This window comes from Actinotalea ferrariae CF5-4, from assembly GCF_000603945.1.
In the GTDB taxonomy this organism is placed as follows: Bacteria; Actinomycetota; Actinomycetes; order Actinomycetales; family Cellulomonadaceae; genus Actinotalea; species Actinotalea ferrariae.
On the sequence record NZ_AXCW01000114.1, the window covers coordinates 1 to 463 of the forward strand.

The following is a 463-nucleotide window of genomic DNA, read 5'->3' on the forward strand; positions in this document are numbered from 1 at the left end:
CGGACGCGGGCAAGGCCCTCGGCGCGCTCGCCGACGCGACCGGCGCGCTCACGACGACGACGGCGCTCGGCCGGGGCGTGTTCCCGCGCGCGGAGTTCGACCTGGGCGTCGCGGGCGGGTTCGGGGCCGAGGGCGCGATGGCGCTGGTCCGCGAGGCGGACGTCGTCGTCGTGCTCGGGGCGTCGCTCAACCCCTTCACGATGCGCCACGGCGAGCTGTTCGCGCCGGGGACGCGGGTGTTCCAGGTCGACGTCGCGCCCGCGGCCACGCACCCGCACGTCGGCGGGTACGTGCGCGGGGACGTGTCGGCGGTCGCGGAGGCGGTCCTGCGGGAGCTGGACGCGAGCGGCGCCGCACCCAGCGGGTGGCGGGAGTCGGTCGACGTCGTCGCCGCGCGGCGCCGCGACCCCGGCGACGGGACGGCGCCGGACGGGCGGCTCGACCCGCGATCGGCGGCGGCCCG

General features: G+C 79.9%; 1 pseudogene. It reads left to right on the forward strand.

From position 1 onward, the window contains the following. Positions 1–463, forward strand: a pseudogene (locus N866_RS11260) (thiamine pyrophosphate-binding protein); the annotation flags it as partial.